Origin of the sequence: Weizmannia sp. FSL K6-0777, assembly GCF_038593185.1 — a bacterium.
Lineage (GTDB): Bacteria > Bacillota > Bacilli > Bacillales > Bacillaceae_C > Weizmannia > Weizmannia faecalis.
The window spans coordinates 422,724-441,750 of sequence record NZ_CP151971.1 but is presented as its reverse complement, the minus strand read 5'-3'; the positions used below and the strand labels follow the sequence as shown (position 1 = coordinate 441,750).

The 19,027-nt window shown below is 46.5% G+C and carries 14 protein-coding genes, 1 pseudogene and 1 riboswitch; of the genes and pseudogenes, 5 read left to right on the top strand and 10 right to left on the bottom strand.

Features of this window, described 5'->3' with window-relative positions; translation table 11 throughout:
• The first annotated feature begins 166 nt into the window (after nt 1-166).
• Nucleotides 167-979 carry a hypothetical protein gene (locus NST70_RS02100; RefSeq protein ID WP_342475605.1) on the top strand — a complete coding sequence of 271 codons (813 nt, stop codon included), beginning with the start codon at nt 167-169 and terminating at the stop codon, nt 977-979.
• A gap of 8 nt (nt 980-987) precedes the next feature.
• Here NST70_RS02100 and NST70_RS02095 read toward each other — a convergent pair whose 3' ends face one another.
• The gene (locus tag NST70_RS02095) at nt 988-1,581 is read right to left on the bottom strand and encodes a sigma-70 family RNA polymerase sigma factor (protein WP_276210883.1); all 594 of its coding nucleotides are present in this window, start codon (nt 1,579-1,581) and stop codon (nt 988-990) included.
• A gap of 289 nt (nt 1,582-1,870) precedes the next feature.
• Here NST70_RS02095 and NST70_RS02090 point away from each other — a divergent pair, with 289 nt between their 5' ends.
• Both NST70_RS02090 and NST70_RS02085 read left to right on the top strand, forming a co-directional pair.
• On the top strand, nt 1,871-2,347 hold the full coding sequence (locus NST70_RS02090) for a competence protein ComK (RefSeq protein ID WP_014096247.1): 477 nt from the start codon (nt 1,871-1,873) through the stop codon (nt 2,345-2,347).
• Nucleotides 2,348-2,836: 489 nt separating this feature from the next.
• Nucleotides 2,837-3,022, top strand: a complete 186-nt coding sequence (locus tag NST70_RS02085; protein WP_017550938.1) for a CsbD family protein — start codon at nt 2,837-2,839, stop codon at nt 3,020-3,022.
• Between the two features lie 726 nt (nt 3,023-3,748).
• Here NST70_RS02085 and metH read toward each other — a convergent pair.
• Entirely contained in the window at nt 3,749-7,213 is a 3,465-nt protein-coding gene (metH, locus tag NST70_RS02080; protein WP_342475602.1) for a methionine synthase, read from the bottom strand.
• A 259-nt stretch (nt 7,214-7,472) separates the two neighbouring features.
• Nucleotides 7,473-9,308 (bottom strand): bifunctional homocysteine S-methyltransferase/methylenetetrahydrofolate reductase, encoded by a 1,836-nt coding sequence (locus NST70_RS02075; protein ID WP_342475601.1) that lies wholly within the window; start codon nt 9,306-9,308, stop codon nt 7,473-7,475.
• Between the two features lie 67 nt (nt 9,309-9,375).
• Nucleotides 9,376-9,477: riboswitch (SAM riboswitch) on the bottom strand.
• 638 nt (nt 9,478-10,115) lie between these two features.
• On the opposite strand from NST70_RS02075, the pseudogene NST70_RS02070 reads away from it, so the two are divergent.
• Nucleotides 10,116-11,591 (top strand): annotated as a pseudogene (locus NST70_RS02070) (IS1182 family transposase); the annotation flags it as partial.
• Nucleotides 11,592-11,724: 133 nt separating this feature from the next.
• On the opposite strand, the gene NST70_RS02065 reads toward NST70_RS02070, so the two are convergent.
• From NST70_RS02065 to NST70_RS02045, 5 genes are all read right to left on the bottom strand, one after another.
• Complete coding sequence (locus NST70_RS02065) at nt 11,725-12,144, bottom strand: hypothetical protein (RefSeq protein WP_342475600.1); 420 nt, start codon at nt 12,142-12,144, stop codon at nt 11,725-11,727.
• 66 nt (nt 12,145-12,210) lie between these two features.
• The gene (locus tag NST70_RS02060; protein WP_342475599.1) at nt 12,211-13,170 is read right to left on the bottom strand and encodes an LCP family protein; all 960 of its coding nucleotides are present in this window, start codon (nt 13,168-13,170) and stop codon (nt 12,211-12,213) included.
• Between the two features lie 845 nt (nt 13,171-14,015).
• Entirely contained in the window at nt 14,016-14,615 is a 600-nt protein-coding gene (locus NST70_RS02055) for a DedA family protein (protein WP_019720492.1), read from the bottom strand.
• A 31-nt stretch (nt 14,616-14,646) separates the two neighbouring features.
• On the bottom strand, nt 14,647-15,921 hold the full coding sequence (locus NST70_RS02050; RefSeq protein WP_046722012.1) for a VTT domain-containing protein: 1,275 nt from the start codon (nt 15,919-15,921) through the stop codon (nt 14,647-14,649).
• 715 nt (nt 15,922-16,636) lie between these two features.
• Complete coding sequence (locus NST70_RS02045; protein ID WP_342475597.1) at nt 16,637-16,819, bottom strand: hypothetical protein; 183 nt, start codon at nt 16,817-16,819, stop codon at nt 16,637-16,639.
• A 359-nt stretch (nt 16,820-17,178) separates the two neighbouring features.
• Between NST70_RS02045 and NST70_RS02040 the strand changes: the two genes are divergently transcribed.
• Entirely contained in the window at nt 17,179-17,502 is a 324-nt protein-coding gene (locus tag NST70_RS02040) for a helix-turn-helix domain-containing protein (protein WP_014096256.1), read from the top strand.
• A gap of 43 nt (nt 17,503-17,545) precedes the next feature.
• Here NST70_RS02040 and NST70_RS02035 read toward each other — a convergent pair whose 3' ends face one another.
• Both NST70_RS02035 and NST70_RS02030 read right to left on the bottom strand, forming a co-directional pair.
• Entirely contained in the window at nt 17,546-18,631 is a 1,086-nt protein-coding gene (locus NST70_RS02035; RefSeq protein ID WP_342475596.1) for a DUF5808 domain-containing protein, read from the bottom strand.
• Complete coding sequence (locus NST70_RS02030) at nt 18,619-19,020, bottom strand: GntR family transcriptional regulator (protein WP_026685189.1); 402 nt, start codon at nt 19,018-19,020, stop codon at nt 18,619-18,621. Before NST70_RS02030 ends, NST70_RS02035 begins: the two co-directional genes overlap by 13 nt.
• Nucleotides 19,021-19,027: the final 7 nt, after the last annotated feature.

The window sequence follows — 19,027 nt, the reverse complement described above, 5'->3', positions numbered from 1 at the left end:
GTATTAAACCACAATATTTTGCAAAAAGAAACTGGTTAAAAAATCTTCCTGTATTTACCTTTGGCGGATTTCCTTTCAATTTTGGTTGTGCAATTTGTCTTTTTTTGTCATAATTTTTGTAGGTTCGTAGGGGCGTTGCATATGAGAATGAGCGGAGGTATGAGAGATGAAAATGTTTACGGCGATTTTGTCGGTTATTGCCGCCATTGCCGTATTTGTAGCCGGGCACCTGTACTGGGGGTATAAAACGGATCCAAGCCGTTTCAAGCCGGCTTCTTGGGAAGTGAAAGCGGAAAAGGCAAAGGCGGAGCCGGCTGCCGGGAAAAAGCGTGAGGCAAACAAAACAGACAAGCCGGCTTCTTCCCTGGCTGATTATACGAAAAACTGGCCGAAAAAAGCCCGGTCGGATTTTAAAACCGCGCTTTCTAAGGAGCATGCCTACAAAATTGCGATTGTCGGTTCGGATGCGATGGGGGCGGATACGAACGGCTGGGGGCCGCAGTTAAAGCAGGCATTGCAAGATGCGTACGGCAGCCATGTGTCGGTTTCCCTTTTTGCCTATCATTTAAATTCCGATGAGTTTATCCGGGAAGGCAAGTATAAAGACGTCGCCAATTTCAAACCGGATCTCATTTTGTTTGAGCCGTTTATTTTAATCAACAACGGGGCTGTGGCGATGGACAATCAGCTTGAGGATATCAAAACGGCCGCTGCTGCCTGGGATGATGCAGTGCTGATGATCCAGCCGTCATACCCGCTCTATAAGGCAGCGAATTATCCGGCACAGGTGAAAGAGCTTGCGTCGTACGCAAAAAAAGAAGGTTACACATACCTGGATCATTGGAAAAACTGGCCAGACCCGGACAGTGACGCATTCAAATCGTATGTCACCTTTCAAAATGGCGAACAAACCGCCCCAAGCAACAAGGGCACAAAAGCATGGTATGACTACTTGCGCAAGTTTTTCATCGCAGAGTGAGGAAGCAGTCAGTGCTTCCTCTCTTTTTGCTCCATACTCTTTCTGATTTTCTCGAGGGCTTGTCTCCGCCATTTTTTTACCGCCTCGACGGACTTGCCTTCGCGAAATGCGATTTCACCTTGTTTCAATTGTTCATAAAAAGTAGCCACTACCCATTTTTTCTCTTTTTCCGTAAGACCGTCGCAATAGGACAGCAGGGTTTCAAGCTCAAGCGGGGGACGAAGCGACTCGTCCACTTTCACATTCCAAAATTCCTCTTTCGGAAATGCAAACATTTTTTCCTCCCGCCGCCTTTTCGTGAGTTCGGTCAGCATTTTCCCACGGATCGTGTTGTACGCATAGCTCGTGAATGACCCTTTGTCGTCCTGCCTGTTCTGATACGCTTCCCACAGCGCAATCATACCGATCTGCTCGAACTCATCGATGTTTTTGTAAATGCGGAGTTTGCGGATCATATGAAAAATCATCGGCCGGTATTGCCTGAGCACTTCTTCAAAATTTTCCACTTTGCTTCCCCTTTTGGAAAGCGCGCTTTCCTTGAATTCCCGGGTTGATTGTAAAATAACAGGTTCAAAGGAAGAGAGCGAACCGGCGATCGTCATCTTTTGGTTACCAAAACATCCAGTTTTCTGCGGAAAAATTTGATGTTTTTTATGGGAAAACGTGAAATTTTGGCCAAGATTTACATGGATTAAAAATAATAACAAAATTGTAAATTCATGCTTTATTTTTTAGAAATTTATAGTATAATAGGACTATAAAAATCAATGATATCCCTCTTCTTTTGGGGAAGGATACTTTGATGGCAGCAAGACATGGCACCCCTGGCAATTCTGCCCCTGAAAGTGAAGCGGGAGGGAAAGCACAAATTAACATGAGGGGGTATTTTTTGTGACAGAAAAAATTGACTACCTAATCAGGAAAGAAACGATGGCGCTGGATACCGCATTTGATCCGGAATATCAAACAGTCATTTATGATCAGGACGGCGTTTTTCGCTCACGGAAGAGCAAGCTTGAATTATTACGGGACGCTTGCATCCATTACCGGATGTGCGATTTTGAAGGCGTTCTCAAGGGAACAAAACAAATTTTTAACTTTAATAAGGCACCGATTGTGGTGGGGGATGGTTTGATTGCAACACCGACAAAATCCCCGAGATCGTATGACTGCCAGTTCATTTTCCTGGCAAACATAATAGACTTTGATGCCACGGCGGACGGCCTTTATGTTACTTTTTCCAATCAGCAGCAGCTGAAACTGAACTGCTCCGTGCATACATTTCAGAAACAATTCAGCCGTACGATTATTTGTGCCAGCTATTACCATGGCCTCGGCAAATACATACCATGGAAGAAAATGATCTAGGGGCTGTTTTCAGGTGCTTTGAGAACGGGCGTGCAATCGTTGAAATTGGGCGTTACGCCGAACGCACATCCACTCTGCAACACCATCCAACTTATGTACGCATGCGTTTCCTTCATTCCAGTTTTGAAGCTGGACGGAGATGATGCGCATGCGCTCCCTTTCCCCACCGATTACCCACGCTCCACAAAATATCACAGCTCTGTTGCCTGCTTTTTGCAAATGGATATCGCCTTGTTGCAATCTTTTTATATTGAACTCTATCTCTTTCTCCTGTTGTAATAGGTGTATTTTTGGTTGTGGCGGTGCCCCTATTTGATTTGGTTTTGACCCTTTATTTTTTTGCTTTTGGACGTGATAGGTCAAATTTTGCGCAAATGATCTGCGCCGGTCGGATAACTAGCCTGTCCATTTATTTCTTTTGCATTTTTCGTTTATCGGCCTGTGATCAGGGAATAGGAAAGATGAACAATATGAATGGGAGGAATGAAAATGGATCAAGACTCCACGAAGGATAAGCTCAAAGGAAAAGGGAACAAATTGAAAGGCGAAGCAAAAGATACGTGGGGTGAAATCACCGGCGATGCGGAAAAACAAGCTGAAGGCAAAATGGACAAATTGAAAGGCGAGGCCCAGGACTCGGTCGGTAGTGCAAAAGACCGCCTCTCCCGTAAGTAAGCCATTTGCATTTGGTAAGTTGCTAGAAAGCAATGGAGCTTTTGGACTTTCATTGGCTAAGAACAGAAAAGAACGAAACGGCTCAATGCGGATTTTCCACTCATGCCGTAAAGGATACGGCATGAGTGGAAGAATGAAAATTAGCCGCAGTCGCCGCACATTTTTAGATAGATGGATGTAAAGCCCGGATTTCGGTATTCGGGCTTTTTTATATGGGTATTTCCGTGGAAATATTGCTGGTTTTGTCGAGATGAATCGTATCTTGTCATCTTGTCATGCCACCAAAAACGTCAATATTCGCAGCCATTGGGAATGTTAAGTTATGCAAGGATGATGACAGCACTGGCCGAATTTGAGATGTACAGGTTTTATTCAGCCGGCGTTGATTTAGCGTAGACGTTCAATGCCACAGGGAACGTGGTAGGTGAAAGCATGGCGTTATTTTATATAGAAAGAAAGCGGGTCAAGCATGTTCGTACGTCTATTCTTCTATCATATCGAAGAAGGGCTTGCTGGCAAGTGGAATTTGTTCAGAAAATCCTGTTCAACATGCACAGTTTTCAGTGGAATGTTTCCCGTGGAACATTGAGGGCGGAACAGAAAAATCGGGTTAGCGCAGATTTTGTCGAATCATTTGGTTTTTTGTAAAAAGCAACATGGCACTGGACTCTGAAAAAGTCGTAAATGGTTTAAAAAACCGAAGCGGGCCAGGGCCCGCTTCGGGAGTTATACCGCAAAATATCTTGCCTCAGGATGGGAGAATACAAGCGCGGTGACGGCGGCTTCGGGTTCCATCATGTAGCCTTCGGTCAAGTGGAGGCCGATTTTTTGCGGTTGCAACAATTTAAACAGTTTGGCCTGATCTTCGAGGTTCGGGCAGGCCGGGTAGCCAAAAGAGTAGCGCTGGCCCTGGTATTTGGCGGCAAAGCGCTGCTGCATTGTGAAATCAGCCGGGTCCGGGAAGCCCCATTGGCTGCGCAACAGTTCATGCAGTCGCTCGGCGAAACCTTCTGCCGTTTCGAGGGCAAGCGCCTGGAGAGCATGACTTTTGAAATATTCGCCCGCTTCTTTCAAATAGCGTGCATGATGGCGGATGTTTTTGCCGGCGACGACCGCGAACATGCAGACATAATCTACGACCCCGCTGTCCACGCTCCGGACATAATCGGCAAGGCACAAATACGGCGGCTTTGCCTGGCGTGGGAACGTGAATCGCTCTAGGACGGATAAAGATTTCGGATCTAATGTACCAGGCTCTCCAGCTGGTTCATAAACAATCAAAGTATTCCCATCCGACTGGGCAGGGAAAAACTGGTATACAGCGGAGAGCTGAAGCAATTTTTCTTTCATCACCCATTCGCGCAGTTCATCCACCTGCTGTTTCAACTTGAGGGCGCGTTCGTCTCCCTCCGCAAGCAGCTTTTCGACGCGGCCTTTCAATCCTAAATGGTGGCCGAGGAGCATTTGCATGTTCACGTAGGGCTCGATATGGGCAAGCGGATAATTGCGCAGCACATGCCGCTTCAAATCCGCCGGCTGGTAAACGAGCGCATCCGGGGATACCGAAGAACGGCGCGGTAAAGTCGCAACCGGTGCTCCGCCGGCATTCACGGCCGCCACCCTTGTCCCGCCGCTGCGCTGATTGGCAAGTTCCGTTTCGAGCGAGCTTCGTTCCGATTCATCCTGCAATTTGTTCGCAAGCGTGAGGCCCTCCATTGCGTCTTTTGCATACAGCACAAGCCCTTCATATTGCGGAGCGATTTTATTTACCGTGAATTTCCGCGACAGGGCTGCGCCGCCGACCAATATCGGCTGGCGGATGCCCGCTTCCCGCAAATCCTGGGCAGTGACGACCATTTGCTGGGCGGATTTGACAAGGAGGCCGGATAGCCCGATTACATCCGGTTTCTCTTTACGGACGGCGTGGATAAGATCAGCCGGCGCCACTTTGATGCCAAGGTCGACCACTTTATATCCATTATTTGACAAAATGATGTCGACCAGATTTTTGCCGATATCATGGACGTCGCCTTTCACGGTTGCGAGCAGCACTTTCCCTTTTGTGCTTGTTTCATTTTTTTCCATAAAAGGCTCAAGGAATGCGACGGATGCTTTCATCACTTCCGCACTCTGCAAGACTTCTGCGACGATGAGCTGGTTGTCGTTAAACAGGCGGCCGACTTCCGCCATCCCGTCCATAAGCGGGCCGTTGATAATGGCGAGCGGATCCGGGTATTCTTTTAAAGCCTGTTCCAGGTCCGGGATGAGGCCTTCTTTCGTCCCTTCGACAACATCATTCGCAAGCCGTTCGGCAAGCGTCATCGTGCTCTTTGGCGCTTTTTTCTCCTGCACCTTGCCGCGGTAATATTCGGTGAACGCGGCGAGGGCTTCGTCACTCGTTTCAAACAACAGTTTTTCGGCCATTTTCACGTTTTCTTCCGGGATGGACGCAAAGCGTTCGAGTTTTTCTGTGTTCACGATGGCGTAATCCAGCCCGGCTTTCGTACAATGGTAGAGAAACACTGAGTTTAGCACTTCACGCCCGGCTGGCGGCAGCCCGAATGAAACATTGCTGACGCCGAGGATTGTCTGGCATTCCGGCATCGCTTCTTTGATGAAGCGGATGCCTTCGACCGTTTCTTTTGCTGCGCCAAAATACTGCTTGTCGCCGGTGCCGGCCGGGAACACGAGCGTGTCAAAAATAAGATCACGCGGGTTGAGCCCGTACGTATCGACGAGCAGATCATAAGAGCGGCGCGCAATCTCAAGTTTCCGTTCGGCAGTGACAGCCATCCCCTCTTCATCGATCGTGCCGACGACAACGGCACCCCCGTATTTTTTGAGGAGCGGCACGACTTTTTCAAACCGTTCCGTACCGTTTTCAAGGTTAATGGAATTGACAATGCTTTTTCCCTGGCAGTATGTAAAAGCTTTTTCGATTACGTTTTCGTCTGTGGAATCGATCATAAACGGCACTTTCACTTTTTTCACGGCGATCGAAATAAAATTTTCCATATCGCTGATTTCATCGCGGTCCGGATCGGCGAGGCAGATGTCGATGATCTGTGCGCCATTTTTAACCTGTGTGCGGGCAATTTCACTTGCTTCTTCCCATTTGCCTTCCGCGATCAGGCGCCGGAACTTGCGCGAGCCGATGACGTTTGTGCGTTCGCCGACAAAAATCGGACGGGTGGACGGGTCATCGTAAATAAATGGTTCGATGCCGGAGACGGCGTGGTGTTCTTGTTTTGCAGGCTGGCGCGGCGGGAGCCCGGCAAGTGCTTCATTCAGTGCTTTGATATGGGCAGGTGTTGTGCCGCAGCAGCCGCCTGCGATGTTGAGCCAGCCTTTTTCGGCGAAGCCTTTCATTTTGACAGCGAGCGATTCCGGTGTTTCGTGGTAATGCCCTTCTTCGTCGGGAAGCCCGGCGTTCGGGTAGCAGCTCACTGCCGTTTTGGCGAGCCCCGCGAGTGTGCGGATCGAGTCGGCCATGAACTCCGGGCCGGTCGCGCAGTTAAGCCCGACTGCGGCCGGCTGCATATGCTCGACGGAAATGTAAAATGCTTCAATGTTCTGACCAGCAAGCGTTGTGCCCATCGGTTCGATGGTGCCGGAGATGAGAAGCGGCAGTTTTTTTCCGGTTTCGTTGAATGCATCCGTAATGCCAAGAAAAGCGGCTTTGACGTTCAGCAAGTCCTGCGATGTTTCGAGGAGAAGCACGTCGGCGCCGCCTTTTATGAGCCCGCAAGCCTGTTCCTGGTAAGCGGTTTTGAGCGCGTCAAAAGTGGTGCCGCCTGTGACGGAGAGCGTCTTTGTTGTCGGACCCATCGAACCAGCGACAAACCGCAGCCGGCCGGGTGTGGAATATTTTTCGGCAGCCTGCTTGGCGATGCGCGCGGCTTCGATGTTGATTTTTTCAGCAAGGTGCCCGAGGCCGTACTCGTTAAGAACGATGGACGTTGCGCCAAAGGTATTAGTTTCGATGATATCGGCCCCCGCCTCGAGATATGCTTCATGGATCGAGCGGATGATATCGGGCGCTGTGAGATTCAAGTATTCATTGCAGCCTTCGTATGCTTCGCCGCCAAAATCCGCCGCGGTAAGGTGTTGCTGCTGGATCATCGTCCCCATCGCCCCGTCAAGGATGAGAATGCGGTTTGCAAGCTGCTGTTCAAATAACGTTTGCCCCATGAAAAATTCCCCCTTTGGTTGTACGTTTGATATTGAGATTGCGACGTACGGTAACATTTGGTACCTGGCTGGGTCGCGTTCCGATGCTGGCGGCGCCGGTGCCACTTTTGATTGAGTTTAAAGTGCATGCATCTCGCCGGGGCTGAAGCCGGCCAAGGTTTCGTTTTGCCTTCTTGAGCTCTTTTCTTAATCTTGCAATTGGACAGTGCTATCAAAGTTTCACTTTAATGAATCCGCCTGTACTTTTTTCGTTGCAGTCTCAGACAATGCCTGCGCCTTGCACTGCTGTTTTTTCGTGGATATAGCGCGTGCATTCCACCGTCAGTTCGTAGCGTTCGAGCGGCGTAATTAAGTAAATGCCGTTGAAATAGCCGAGGGCCGCGTCGATCAGGGTACGGCTGATCGCAAGGCTTTCTTCACGCGCTTTCGCAGGGTCGCCATTTGTTTTTTCCATCGCCGCCAAAATTTCATCCGTCAGTTTGATGCCCGGCACTTCATTGTGCAGAAAGACCGCGTTCCGGTAGCTGGTAAGCGGCATAATGCCAAGATAGATCGGCGCGTCCAAATGCTTCGTTGCTTCATGGATTTGCTCGATTTTTTCCGTGCTGAACACAGGCTGGGTGATAAAATAATCGGCACCGTGGCGGATTTTGCGCTCCAACCTCCCGACCGTTTTATCAAGATTGCGGACGTTCGGGTTAAATGCAGCCGCGACGGAAAAATTCGTTTTCCTGTGAAGCGATTTGCCGGAATGGGAAATGCCATCATTGAATTGCTTGATCATTGCGATCAGTTCCATGGATGACAAATCGTATACGCTCGTCGCTCCCGGGAAGTCGCCGATTTTTGTCGGATCCCCCGTGATGGCAAGCACCTGGTCAATCCCGAGCGCAGCAAGGCCCATTAAGTGCGACTGCAGCCCGATCAAATTACGATCACGGCATGTAATATGAACAAGCGGCCGGATGCCATGTTTCTCTTTTAAAATTGAAGCAATCGCTGTGTTGCTGATGCGCGGGCTTGCAAGCGAGTTGTCGGCCATTGTCAAGGCATCGATGCCGGCGTCGTGCAGCGCTTTTGCCCCTTCAAAAAAGCGAGTCGTGTTCAGAGTTTTCGGCGTATCCAATTCGACAATGACAGAGCGGCGCTTTTTTACGATTTCATGCAACGGTGGTTCGTGCTGCGCCGGGGCGGCTGCGATTTCAATTTTCGGTGGGCGGACCGTTTTTTCTGTGACAGGCAAAAGCCCCTGCACCCCGTCTGCGATTGCTTTGATGTGAGCTGGGGTCGTGCCGCAGCAGCCGCCGATCAGGCGCACACCCTGTTCGACCAGTTTTTCGGCGCATGTTTTAAAATAATCGGCGTTATTTGTGAACGTGAACCGGCCTTCCTCGTAATCTAAAAGACTCGCATTCGGGTATGCGGACAAAAAGGCACGCTTCGGTATCGGGATTTCTTCGAACGCCTGGATCATGTGGTGCGGGCCGAGCCGGCAGTTCAGGCCGGTCACATCGGCGCCGCGGTTTTCAAGTTCCTTGAACGCGTCGCGGACCGGGGTTCCGTTTTGGAGCACGCCCGGTTCGATAAGCGAGAACTGGGCGATGACCGGGACATCCGCTTCTTTTTTCGCAATGTCAACGACCGTATACAGTTCTTCCGCGTCAAAATACGTTTCCAAAAGCAGGGCATCAACTCCTTCGTCCAGGAGGTGAAAAATCTGCTCGCGGAACGTGCGCTTGATTTCGGCAAGTGTTGCTTCGGTTTTGCGCTGGCCGCGGATGCCGCCGACCGTGCCGAGTATAAATGTGTCACGGTTTGCCGCTTCTTTTGCGATCTGGACAGCCGCTTTGTTGATATCTTTTACTTTTTCTTCCAGGCCATACTGTGCCAGCTTGATATAGTTGGCGCTGTACGTGTTTGTCTGGATGACCGATGCGCCTGCTTCGATATAGGCGCGGTGGATCGCGTGGATGTCTTCCGGATGGGTCAGGTTGAATGACTCATAACATGTGTCGGCGCCGTATGCATATAGCAGTGTCCCCATTGCCCCGTCTGCAACAAGGATGCGGTTTTTTAACGTTTCGAGAAGGTTCAAATTTTTACACTCCCTTTGAATGATATGAAAAAAGCCTCCCAGAAAAGGAGGCAAGATGACAACATTCTCCTTATCTTTTCAGGTATACCTGTTGGATTTAGCACCGTGCCGTATGGGCTGGTTGCTGAGGTTTCATCGGGCCAAGTCCCTCCGCCTCTCTTGATAAGGCTATTCGATTGAACGTACTTAAAATTTTGACTTATTTATACTTTACACTTTGCCGGGTGACATGACAAGGGGGAAATTGAAATTCATATTGGATGCGGTTTCGTCCCTTTTGTCTAATTGGCTTTCTTTTGCCTTTTTGAGCCCTCCAAAAGGACAATTTGCTCCCGGTACGGCTTTCTTTTGTCTTTTTGAACCCTCCAAAAGGACAATTTGCTCTTGGTCCAGCTCTCTTTTGTCTTTTTGAACTCTCCAAAAAGACAATTTGCTCCTGGTCCGGCTTTCTTTTGTCTTTTTGGGCCCTTCAAAAAGACAATTTGCTCTTGGTCCGGCTCTCTTTTGTCTTTTTGAGCTCTCCAAAAGGACAATTCGCCCCTGATCCGACTCTCTTTTGTCTTTTTGAGCCCTCCAAAAGGACAATTCGCCCCTGATCCGACTCTCTTTTGTCTTTTTGAGCCCTCCAAAAGGACAATTTGCTCCCGGTACGGCTCTCTTTTGTCTTTTTGAACCCTTCGGGACCACTGAAAAAGTCAATCTGAAAATTCAAAATAATTATATGTACAATAAATTGAAAAAAATACCCCCAGTATTTGGTATAATAAAGTTATACTACAAACCAAAACCAAACTGGGGGTATCTATCATGCTTAAAGAAAAAGATAATCAATTAAGCATCTATTCCATATTATACGATAAAATTCCTGAAAATCATACACTTAAATTATTAAGAGATGAAGTGGATTTTAGTTTTATCAATAAAATGCTTGAAAAAACTTACTGTAAAGAATATGGAAGGCCAGCAAAAGAGCCCGAACTTATGGTTAAAATCTTGGTGTTACAAAAACTCTATGACTTATCTGATGAGAAAGTTATAGAAAATTGCTCATTAAACCTTGCATATATGTATTTTTTAGGAATCAATCCGGAAGACGACCTCCCTCACCCAAGTCTTTTGGCAAAATTTCGTAAAAGTAGATTAGAAGGCAATCTCACTATAGATGAAATTATTATTGAAATCATAAACCAATGCATTGAAAAAGGAATTTTACAAAAGGTTTCTGGTATAACGATTGATTCCACTCATACAGAAGCCAACACCAAAAAATATAGACCGGAACGAGTCATGAAACAATTAGCGAAAAAAATCTTTAAAACCGTTAAAGAAGAAAACGGAGAAATACCAAGTGAAATCAACCAAGAAATCCCTGATTATAAAGAAATAGAAAACCATGATGAAGCTAGAAAAACAATGAAGTCCTATCTTGAAGAAACGGTATCAAAGGTAGAAGAACTAGTTGAACTGGAGAAAGCACCTGAAACAAAAGCACTCGTTAATAATGCGAAAGAAATTTTAGCAGACCCGAAGTTTATGGAGCAAAAAGGGGTACGATCGATTGTCGACCAAGAAGCGAGAATAGGGTATAAAAGCAAAAATGATCCTTTCTTTGGTTATAAAACGGAATTTATGATGACAACAGAAGATCGAATGATTACAGCTGTTCATACTGGTAATGGAGCTTATGTGGATGGAACGAAGTTTGATGAATTATTAGAGTTAACCAAGAAAACGAGAATAAAAATACCAGAAGTATATGGTGATAAAGCCTATTTTAAAAAGCCAATCTTAGACAAAATCTCTGAACTTAAAGCAAAGGCATACATCCCTGTAAGTGAAGCTGCATATCGCATAGACGAAGAAAGATTCAGTTATAACAAAGATTCTGACGAGTGGTTCTGTAGTCAAGGAAACAAAACAATCAAAAAGAAACACTATATAAGAAAATGTGGAAAAGAAACGTATAATTACTATTTTGACAGAGAACAATGTAGAAATTGCCCAATGCGAGAAGTTTGCATAACCGGAAAAACAGTCGGAAAAGTATTAGGGGTCGGAATCAACACCCCAGAATTTTATGAGTATAGTCAACAACAGAAATCGGAGGGATTTAAAGAGAAGTATAAAAAAAGAGCATGCCAAGAAGGGAAAAATGGCGAAATGAAGAATTTCCACGGGTTAGATCGTGCCAAATGGTACGGTCTAAAAAGCATGGGCTTACAAGCCAAGCTAACAGCCTTGGCAGTAAATTTAAAGAGGATAGCCGCCATACTATCCTCTAAAAAGGCGAATTATAGCCAAACATTTGTCATTTTTACTAATTTCTATGGTAAAGAGTACCATTTACAGAAAATTTCTTACACTACACAGCAAATTTTACATAAAAAAATGGCTTTTTTCAGTGGTCACGAACCCTTCAAAAAGACAATTTGCTCCCGGTACGGCTCTCTTTTGTCTTTTTGAGCTCTCCAAAAGGACAATTTTCTCTTGGTACGGCTCTCTTTTGTCTTTTTGAACCCTTCAAAAAGACAATTTGCTCTTGGTCCGGCTTTCTTTTGTCTTTTTGAGCCCTCCAAAAGGACAATTCGCCCCTGATCCGACTCTCTTTTGTCTTTTTGAGCTCTCCAAAAGGACAATTTGCTCCTGGTCCAGCTCTCTTTTGTCTTTTTGAGCTCTCCAAAAGGACAATTTGCTCCTGGTCCGGCTTTCTTTTGTCTTTTTGAGCCTTCCAAAAGGACAATTGGCTCCTGGTACGGTTTTCTTTTGTCTTTTTGAACCCTTCAAAAAGACAATTTGCTCCTAGTCCGGCTTTCTTTTGTCTTTTTGAACCCTCCAAAAGGACAATTTGCTCCCGGTACGGCTTTCTGTCTGCAACAAAAAAAAGAGCCGGAACCGGCCCCTGTTATTCATCCAAAAACTGTTTGATGGCTTCTATATTTTTTTCTTTGTCCACTTCGAGTGCGGCGCCGACGCCCGGATAGCTGACATTGGTATAGGTGCCGGCAACCGGTACGGTCATTGTTTTTACCTTGAGGTTGCCTCCGACGGCGTCTTTGGCGAGCGCAAGAATGTTCATTTTGCTCATATTGGTGGCAACATACGGCTGGATGGTTCCGAGCAGTTTCGGTGCTTTGGCGATGCCGTTCACGCTGAAGACTTCAGATTGGAGCGCTTTAAGCACTTTTTGCTGGCGAGCAACCCGGCCAAAGTCGCCTTGCGCATCATGTCTGAACCGTGCGTAGGCGAGCAATTGTTTCCCATGCATCAGCTGTTTTCCAGGATAAAGCGTCAAGCCGATGTTTTCCGACATTTTATGTTCCACGTTCATTTCAATGCCTTGAGGCGCCAGGGTATCGACAATTTTAACAAAACCTTGGAAATCGACAAGTGCATAATATTGCACATCAATGTCAAAATTGGTTTTGAGTGTTTGACGCAGCAATTCAACACCCTTTTTTTGATTCTTCAGATTGCCAAGATAGTAGGCTGTGTTAATTTTATAGTTTCTATACCCCGGAATTTCGGCATAAATGTCACGCATAATCGAAATGAGCTTCACCTGGTTATTCTTCGGGTCATATTGGGCAATCATGATGGTATCGGTTCTTGAATCTTCTTGCCCGCGCCGATCAATTCCGAGAAGGAGAATATTGGTGCGGCCATTTGCATCCTTTTTACCGTTAAATTCCAGATTGTCCATATTTAAGACATCATTCGGGTCTGTCTGATGAACGCCAGCGTAGTATTGATAGGCTGTGTAACCCGCGCCGGCGACGATGAGCAGTAAAAAGAGCATAAGGAACACTCTGCGCCAGCGGACTCTTGACCGTTTTTTCTTTTTTTTCGCTACTCTTGACTCCATAGAATCCCTCGTTTTAGTAGTCTGTCTTCATTATTATTATCTAAAAGCGGCAATTTGTCACGAAAATTTTGATGAAATTTTGTTATTTTTGTCGAGATCATAATTTGTGGGGAATTTCACATAACTTTCATGCAAAGTTAAGGCGTTTTTTATTTTCCAGCGGTATATTGATGTTTGTCATCAGGTAAGAGCTTTTGCTGGTTCGTCTGCTTTGTGCAGGCGTTTTTTTATGGCCAGAGACGCGGAGGTTTTAAGCATTTTTTAAGTTTCGGCAGGTATCCTTTTCTTTGCAAGAGAGCTTACAACCTACTTTTTTATATGCCCCCTTTTTTAGGCCGCCCTTGTGCAGGCGGTTTTTTTCGGCCATAGCAGATAAACATGCCTCTTTTTCAAAATTTCGGCCTGTTAAGATTGTTTTAAGCTTCCTGCGTTATCCTTTTTCTTGTAATCAGGCAAGATGAAAATCCGGCTTGCTTTTTCATCCATGTTAACCCCCTTTTTTGGCCGTCTGCTTTGTGCAGGCGGTTTTTTTCGGCCATAGCAGATAAACATGCCTCTTTTTCAAAATTTCGGCCTGTTAAGATTGTTTTAAGCTTCCTGCGTTATCCTTTTTCTTGTAATCAGGCAAGATGCAAACTAGGCTTGCTTTTTCATCCATGTTAACCCCCTTTTTCGCCGTCTGCTTTGTGCAGGCGGTTTTTTTGGTTAAGGATTTTGAACAATTATAGCAGCTAATCCCCTCTGTATCTTTGATTTAGTGGGAGTTAGCCGCTCTTGGGATCCGAACCGCACTGTTTCCATTCTTCCCTCATCTATGGAAAAAGCCCGGCCCCCTAAATAGAGGGTCAGGCTCTTTTTTTCTTGCGGTACATGGAGTAAGCGATATAAAGCACAATGATGATGATCGCGATAATGGTAACCGGCTTGACATAAGGAGCCGCAACGTCATCAATTTGTGCCCAGTTTGATGCGAGACGTTCACCGAGAAAGATAAACAGCACTGCCCACGGAATGGTCGCAAGCAGCGTGAAAAAAATGAACTTGAAATACGACATTTTGGCAATGCCGGCCGGGATCGAAATGGCCTGGCGGATGACCGGGATGAATCGGCCCGTAAAAATAACACCGGCGCCGTACTTGTTGAACCATTCTTCCGCGACATCGAGATGCCTTTCGTGAATCAGCAAATATTTACCGTACTTTAGCAAGAACGGGCGCCCACCGTATGCACCGATCCAGTATAAAATCAGTTGGGCAATCAAAATGCCAAGTGTGCCCGCTGCAATGGCGCCGAAATAATTGATCTCTCCCCGGGAAATTAAATAGCCGGCATAGGCAAGGACAATCTCGCTCGGGATAATCTCAATCGCAAGCCCGATCGCAACACCGAAGTAACCCAGATCAGCGAGTGCTGTTAAAATTTGTGTGACAAAGTCTGAGAACATGTTTCCCCTCCAACATTTGCTTTCTTATCCATCATATCATACGGAAAATTTCCAGCAATAAAATATTTAAGCCAAGCCAGACGCCGCCGAATACATAACCGCCCGCAATGTTACTCGGGATTTCAAGGCCGAAATAAATATGGCTGACAGCTGCGAACAACAGAACAGCTAAAAGAAGTACATCCATAAACGTATGGACCCAAAACATCTCAGCGTGCCGGACAACGAGATATGTAAAATAGCCGTAAATGATCAGAATCATCATCGCCTGGTCGCTCGGAAATGAGAAGACAAAGTGGGAAAACGTCGGAATTTCCGTTTCCGACATCCGGTGGAACACTTCATGCAGCACATTTTGATACAGTTCCCCGCCGATTGTGACAAGCAGCATAATCAAAAATTCGTGCGTGCGATCTTTGCCTTTCCAAATGATCCAAAGAACCGTCAACACCATGACGAGAATGAGCGCCTGCCGCGAGCTGAGCGCCAGCATCCCTTTCATGACGCCTGCCCAATGGTGTTTGAACAAAAGCGATACGATTAAAGAGGTCACCTCGTTAAAGTCGCTGAAATCTTCGCTGAAAAGGTTTTGAATCATTGTGATCATTAACACAATCAAAAACAATGTCACCAGCGTGGTGCCGATGATCACAAACTCGGCGCGCACCCGGCTGCGGAAAATCATGAAAACGCGCCGGAGCACCGCCATCATCGCCCAGAAAATCTGCTTATGGAAATAGCGGAACACATAATACGCGATGATTAAGCCGGCGCTTACAATACCGCCTATGACGAGATATTTTTTTACCGCTTCGTGGAACTGCTCCCACTGCGAGCCAAGCAGCTTCCCGAGGGAAATAAACGTGCTTGTCCAAATCAAAGCGCCGGAATAGGCAAAAGTGGCAAATGACCGGAATGGCAGTTTCGTAATTCCGGAAAAATAGCCGGTGATGTGGCGGACACCTGGTATAAAATACGCGACGATAAGCAATTTATTCCCATATTTATTAAACCAGCGCGATGTTTTTTCAAGCTGGGACGGGCCGAGATGGATAAAATGGCCGTATTTATGTAAAAACGGGCCGCCGAGCCGCTGCCCGATAAAATAGGCCGTTGTCATGCCGACAGATGTACCGGTGGCGGCAATGAGAATGCTCAAGATCCAGTTGAGCTGCCCCTGGTGCACCATATAACCGGCATAGCTCATCAGCACTTCGCCTGGAAGCGGAACTGCAATCATTTCGAGCAAAAGTGCCAAAAGCAGCACAATATATCCATATTGATCGACGTATGATGTCACTGACATTTGTATCCCTCTCTTAAACGGCGTCAATAAAAACGACCGCTTTTGTTTGCATAAAGTTCACTCTTCTTACAGCCATTTTCGGGCATGAGGATGGGTTTGTCAAAAAGGTTAAAACTTGATATTTGTCAATTTTATGATAGGCACTTTGCAGGGAACCATCCAGGTTTAAAACCAGCTTCTTTCCCGGACCCAGCGTGTTCCCGCACCCGTTTTTCGTTAAGTTAAGAATCACGTTTTCTGCTTTCGGCTGCTGTATAAGTTGAACTAAACATTCCTACTTCTGTATGTGTAGCCATCGTAATTGATTTTAACGCGAAAAATTTAGGTTCATTTTATATATTCACCAGGCTTTGGGGAGTTTTTTACATGAGGCTTATTGTTTCGGTTTCCGTATTTTGCCAGGGAACATTCAAGATTCAGTATTTATTTTACCCGCTTTCGGCCATGATACTTCACCCGTCTCCGTATGGTTTTTACACCTGTAAATTTTATTTGAGATTTGGAAGGTTCACGACTTCCCTGTTGTGATGGTCCAGGGAAAATTTTACAGTTGTGGGTGAACGGGGATTAGAAGAGGGCGTGAATGATCAAGTCCATTTTAACGGATTTATGAAAGAAGTCTTCCATCCTCATGGCCAAAGAGCAGGTGGGAGATCATTTCAAGCGTTCGACTGACTGGATCGCAATGGTGACTACGCCCAATCACTGTCTGCCTTTAGGCTTGTGTGTCGGATTGTCTGTTTCCGCTGCGATTTGATTGCTGAAAATTTGAGAGCCATTTTTCCACGTTTCCATAAAACTTGTTCAAGGCATCTGCCGCTTTTTCACGGTTTTCTTTTGATTTGAAGTATTGGTAGCCGGCAAAGCCTACTACCGTATAGAAAAGTAATTTTTTCACCTTAAAAACCTCCCTTTCTTTACTCCCTCTATTTTATATGAAAATTCAATGGATTGGAAGAACTTTACCCGACCGGGGACCCATTGGAACATTTCTCATTTTACTTTTTTTGTTTGGGGGTGGCACCGTTTCACCGTGATTTCCTTCCATTTTCATTTTTTCGTCTTTATTTGGGGATTTTTTAGGGCCATTTCCGTCACGGGTTTGCCAGCTTTTTCGGCCGAACGCAGCAGTTCCACTGGACAGAGATTGTTAGCTAGTTACTTTTAGTAAGTTTACAATTCATGTATAATGGTTAAAAAGGCTTTTGTTGATATAGCCCCGGAATGCAGGGTTGATGAGAAAGGTGCGTTACAAAAATGGGAAACCAAAGTTTATGTCCGCGTTTCGAAAAGGCGTTTCAGCTATTGGGAAAACGCTGGGTTGGCGTGATTATCCGTGTCCTTTCTAATGGGCCGATGCGGTTTAACGAAATGGCGGAGCTTATCCCGCATATCAGCCAAAAGGTGCTTTCGGAGCGGCTGAAGGAGCTGGAAGACCAGGGCATCCTTGTACGGGAAGTGTACCCGGAAAGCCCTGTCCGGATCGAATACCGGTTGACAGAAAAAGGCGAGGCGATCAAGCCGGTCCTTGATGAAGTGCAAAATTGGGCAGACAAATGGGTTGATCTTGAAAGTGAATAATAAAAGGGGTTGCTTCCATTCTTTGGAGCAGCCCCCTTGTTTTTTAAGAAAAGAAAACACCAAGCAAAAGCGGAATCAGAATAATGAGCCCGAGGATAATCCAGCCTGCCGGGTGCGCAAAGTTAAGGGTCCAGCCGCTCCCGAACCTTTTTTCCACCCATAAGGAAGGATCGTTGCGATTGAAGTAAAAAACGCCGAGTTTCCAATACGCATCGTCATCATACTGGAAGCGGCCCTGAACGGCACCATTGCCTACGCGGATGCGGCTGCCGCCCTGCCCGGTGATAACCGAGAGCAAAACCGCCCCGGCCACAATCAACAGGACCGCGCCCATGCCTCCGTACGACAACCAGGCAATCGGGACCGGCACAATAAAGGAAAGCTGAATGGCAAAAAATAGTAAAATCATAAGCAAGCCTGTAATGATCATAAATGCTGACCATCTGCGCCGGAAACGGACATTTTGCTCGAGGGAGGCTTCCGGTCTTTCGGCATTGAGCTGCTGTTTGCTTTTTGCAATCATCGTATTCAGCCAAATGAACAGGATAAGCAAGAACAGCTGGACAGTTGGCAGTTCAAACACGGTCCGGTACGATTTTTCCACCCAGTCTGTCGGTGTACCGTTAAAATCATAATGCATGGCGATCCGGTCCGGAATCCGTCCGTAGCACAACCATGTCATCAGGAAAGTGGCTGCTGTCACGCTTGCATGGATCAGAAACCATGCGTTGGAAAAAATGAGTTTCTGGCTCCGGAATTTCGGGTCGACGATGATCGCCTGCTTTTTCCCGGCTGCCCAGTTCCGCGTCTTCTTGATTGCCTTCATTTTTCGGTGAAAATAAAGATAGATGAGAAAATTACCGGCAATGTCAACAAGGACTGCGAGAGCGAAACCAGTTTGAAGCAACTGGCTTGTGCTTACAGCTATGAACAGGGCGGCTGCCAGAAGGATGCTGAAGACAATAATGACTGCGGCGTATTGTTTCCTCAGTTTTTTCAGTTCAGGATCCAGGTAGGCTGCCTCTGGGATGGTGACCCCAAAACTTTCCGTTTTTCTTGTAATGTACGGTGTTACTGCCATCATGACGGCAACCAGACCGAAAAAGATCAATACCATTATGGTTTCCATTGTTCTCCCACCTTTTGAATATCGTTGTATAGCTTTTCACATATTTTTAAAAATTGCTTTTCGTCCAGGCCGCGACAGATCGCTTCACTGATGAGCGGGCGCAGTTTTCCCGTAAGGCTTTCAAGATACGGTTCATCGGCCGGGGGCATCTGTTCAGGCTGGATGACAACCCCTTTTTGCCGGTGGATCTGGATAAAGCCTTCCTGCTTCAAGATTTGGTAGGCTTTATTGACCGTGTGCATGTTGACACCGAGGTCGGATGCCATCGCCCTTACCGATGGAAGTGAATCGCCCGGTGCCAGCTCTTTTGACGCAATGCCTTCAATGATGCTGTTATGCAGCTGTTGGTAAATAGGGACATCCGATTCAAGGTCGATTTTCATGAGCATGAACATC

Bases quoted from the DNA above. Each gene is read 5' to 3' on its own strand.
- NST70_RS02100 (WP_342475605.1), top strand. From the start codon at position 167: ATGAAAATGTTTACGGCGATTTTGTCGGTTATTGCCGCCATTGCCGTA.
- NST70_RS02095 (WP_276210883.1), bottom strand. From the start codon at position 1,581: ATGACGATCGCCGGTTCGCTCTCTTCCTTTGAACCTGTTATTTTACAA.
- NST70_RS02085 (WP_017550938.1), top strand. From the start codon at position 2,837: ATGGATCAAGACTCCACGAAGGATAAGCTCAAAGGAAAAGGGAACAAA.
- metH (WP_342475602.1), bottom strand. From the start codon at position 7,213: ATGGGGCAAACGTTATTTGAACAGCAGCTTGCAAACCGCATTCTCATC.
- NST70_RS02060 (WP_342475599.1), bottom strand. From the start codon at position 13,170: ATGGAGTCAAGAGTAGCGAAAAAAAAGAAAAAACGGTCAAGAGTCCGC.
- NST70_RS02055 (WP_019720492.1), bottom strand. From the start codon at position 14,615: ATGTTCTCAGACTTTGTCACACAAATTTTAACAGCACTCGCTGATCTG.
- NST70_RS02050 (WP_046722012.1), bottom strand. From the start codon at position 15,921: ATGTCAGTGACATCATACGTCGATCAATATGGATATATTGTGCTGCTT.
- NST70_RS02040 (WP_014096256.1), top strand. From the start codon at position 17,179: ATGGGAAACCAAAGTTTATGTCCGCGTTTCGAAAAGGCGTTTCAGCTA.
- NST70_RS02035 (WP_342475596.1), bottom strand. From the start codon at position 18,631: ATGGAAACCATAATGGTATTGATCTTTTTCGGTCTGGTTGCCGTCATG.
- NST70_RS02030 (WP_026685189.1), bottom strand. From the start codon at position 19,020: ATGCTCATGAAAATCGACCTTGAATCGGATGTCCCTATTTACCAACAG.